Raw genomic sequence first — 3,206 nt, 5'->3', positions numbered from 1 at the left:
TATAATATCGAGGTATATTTAAACACAATGGTAATTGACATTACTGCAGATAAGCAAATAACAGCTGTCAATAGTGATAAAGGCCTGCTAAAGATAAAAGCAGGGGCCATAATACTGGCTATGGGGTGCAGGGAAAGACCGAGGGGGGCTATAAATATTCCTGGAAGTAGACCTGCAGGAATATTAACTGCAGGCACAGCCCAGAGATTCATAAATGTTGAAGGATACTTTCCCGGTAAGAACATCGTAATACTGGGATCTGGGGATATCGGGATGATTATGGCCAGAAGGGTCATTCTTGAGAATGCCCGGGTTGAAGCAGTTGTAGAGATAATGCCTTATATAGGTGGATTGATAAGAAATGAATATCAATGCCTGAAAGACTATGGCATACCAGTTTATTTAAGGCATACAGTAACAGAGATTCATGGCAATGAAAGAATAGAAGGGGTAACTATCTCTAAGTTGGATGAAAAATTTAAAATAGTTGAGGGTACGGAGAAATACATAGATTGTGACACTTTATTGCTTTCAGTTGGCCTGATTCCCGAAAATGAGCTTTCAAAATCAGCTGGCGTCATGTTAAGTTCTGTTACCGGTGGTCCAATTATAGATGAAAATATGCATACAAACATTCCGGGGATATTTGCTGCTGGAAATGTAGTACATGTTCATGACCTGGTAGATTATGTAACACTTGGTGGGGAAAGGGCAGGTAAATCTGTAGCTGCGTATCTTTCGGGAAAATTAGGTGATGGTAACCATAGGATAAAGCTGGAAAAAGGCAGCAATATACGCTATATAGTTCCGGAGTATATTAGCGGTGTTTCCGATGTATCGCTATATTTAAGGGTTATGGACCCCGCAGAAAAGGTTACATTGAAAATTGGCAGAGACTTGTTTACAAAAGATATGAAAATGGTAAAACCAAGCGAGATGATAAAGATTGATTTACCCTCTAAGATTATTAAAAATATAATGGATGGTAGATTAAGAATTGATTGTGTTATACATAAAACTGGCAACGTCGATCAGATTGAAAATGGTCACAATGAAAAAGAGATTGTATGTTTAGTATGTCCATTGGCTTGCAGAGGCAAGGTATATGTAGATGAAAATGGGGAAATAACACGAACTATTAACTTTAAATGTAAACGCGGAAAAGAATTTGCTGTCAGAGAATTAAAAGATCCTGAAAGAATTTTAACAGGTACCGTGAAAACAGTTGATAGTTTACAACCCTTGCTTCCATTCAGATCAAGCAAACCAATTTCAATGAATTTAATAAAAAAATCCATGGAGGAACTTGCTGAGATCGAAATAGATCATCCTTTAAAAATTGGTGACTTGATTGTTAAAAATATTCTTGGTTCAGGTACAGATATTATTGCTACTATGGATTATCCATTCAAGAGAGATAGAGAGGTAAATAAATATGGTAAGCAGTAATGAATATGATGTTGTTGTCATAGGAGCAGGTATAGCCGGATCCTCTGTATCGAGAGAGCTATCAAAATTTGAATTATCCATAGCACTCATTGAGAAAGAGCCGGATATTTGTTTTGGCACCACGAAAGGAACACATGCTATTGTTCATAGCTGTCTGAGCAATAAGAATACACCACTCAGGAACATGGGCGAGGCAGTTGGAAATCTGCATATGGAAAAAATGTGTTCTGAACTGGATGTACCTTATAAGAAGGCCGGGAAGTTCCTGGTTGCATTTAGCCAAAAAGACTTGGAGGTCTTAAGAGAATTAGAATTGTTGGCAATAAGCAACCATGTTCCAAAAGTCGAATTGATTTTAGATAAAAGAAGAATAAAAGAAATGGAACCTAACCTTTCAGAAGAGGTACAGGCTGTTCTTTATACTCCATCTACCGGTATAGTTAGTCCATGGGACTTGGTTTTTGGTTTTACCGAAAACGCTGTAGCAAATGGTGTGGAACTTTTTACTAATGCAACCTGTAATAATATAAAGATTAAAGATGGCGGTTTTGTTGTAGAAACTAATATAGGTGAATTTAAAGCTTCCTACATAATAAATGCTGCCGGTGCTTATGCGGATAAAATTGCCGGTATGGTTGGCGACAGGAGTTTTAAGATAAATGGTGTCAGGATGCAAAGAGCGATATTTGATAAAACTTGCGATGGTTTGGTAAACCGTATACTAAGAGATATAAATGGATCCGCGCCTGGTGATTTCATTATGCCGACATTACACGGAAATATCATGGTAGGCACTAAAAATGATTTAGTTAATGATATTTCTGACACAAGAACTACCAGGGATGGAATTAATTGCTGGGTCTTACCTGAAGGTAAAAAAATCATACCAAATCTCGATAAAAATAAAATTATTAGATCATTTTCCGCAGTCATAGCGATGGCAGGCGATGATTATTTAATAAGACCTTCTGTAGAAACTCCAAAGTTTATTAATATGATTCTTGGCGGCTCTGGCATAACGGCAGCCCAGGTTATGGCTAAATATATAATAGACAATATCTTAAAAAAAGAGGACATAAAGTTAATTGAAAAAAAAGATTTTAACCCATATAGAAAAGATATGCCTCATATAAATGAATTGTCCAATACAAAAATAGATTGCTTTATAGAAAATAATCCATTATATGGTCATATTGTATGCCGCTGTGAAAATGTGTCCGAGGGAGAGATTATTGACGCAATTAAAAGAGGTGCACGAACATTGGATGGGATTAAATACCGTACCAGAGCGGGCATGGGTCGCTGCCAGGGTGGATTTTGTACACCAAGGATATTAAAGATAATGTCCAGAGAGTTAGGTATTCCAGTAACAGAGATAACAAAAAAGGGTGGAGATTCAGTAATAATGCCGCTAGAAGCAAAAGAGCTATTATTGGATAGGATTTATAACCAATGACATATATGATATTGGCTAGATGGAATTTATACACAAGATAATAATTAGAGGTAGAAACGGTTTAAAAGATAAGTTATATAGGTTGGAATAATTTTAAAAATTGTAAAAATTTATTTACAGAATCTTTCTTAAGAATATTAATAATAACATTGATCTGGTTTGTTGGTAGTATAACAGGAATGATTATATGTGGGATAATTATGGCACTAGTATTGGATAAGCCGATAAAAGGCAGAGGTTTTTTTAGATCCATAATTATTATTCCATGGATAATACCTCATGTATTTGCAGGTGCTATGTG

At 36.1% G+C, this 3,206-nt stretch carries 2 protein-coding genes; both read left to right on the top strand.

What is annotated here, in order from left to right:
• Positions 1-1,449, top strand: a 1,449-nt coding sequence (locus tag PHD84_10725) for an FAD-dependent oxidoreductase (protein MDD5638269.1), incomplete at its 5' end; no start/stop codon positions are given.
• Positions 1,436-2,905, top strand: a complete 1,470-nt coding sequence (locus PHD84_10720) for an FAD-dependent oxidoreductase (protein ID MDD5638268.1) — start codon at positions 1,436-1,438, stop codon at positions 2,903-2,905. The genes PHD84_10725 and PHD84_10720, both read left to right, overlap by 14 nt.
• The last annotated feature ends 301 nt before the right edge of the window (positions 2,906-3,206 follow it).

The organism is Atribacterota bacterium, from assembly GCA_028717805.1.
In the GTDB taxonomy this organism is placed as follows: domain Bacteria; phylum Atribacterota; class Phoenicimicrobiia; order Phoenicimicrobiales; family Stramentimicrobiaceae; genus Stramentimicrobium.
Note: the sequence above shows the minus strand (reverse complement) of the source record. Positions and strands in the feature narration are given on the sequence as shown.

Excerpts from the sequence above, each read along its gene's own strand:
- PHD84_10720 (MDD5638268.1), top strand. The coding sequence starts at position 1,436 with ATGGTAAGCAGTAATGAATATGATGTTGTTGTCATAGGAGCAGGTATA.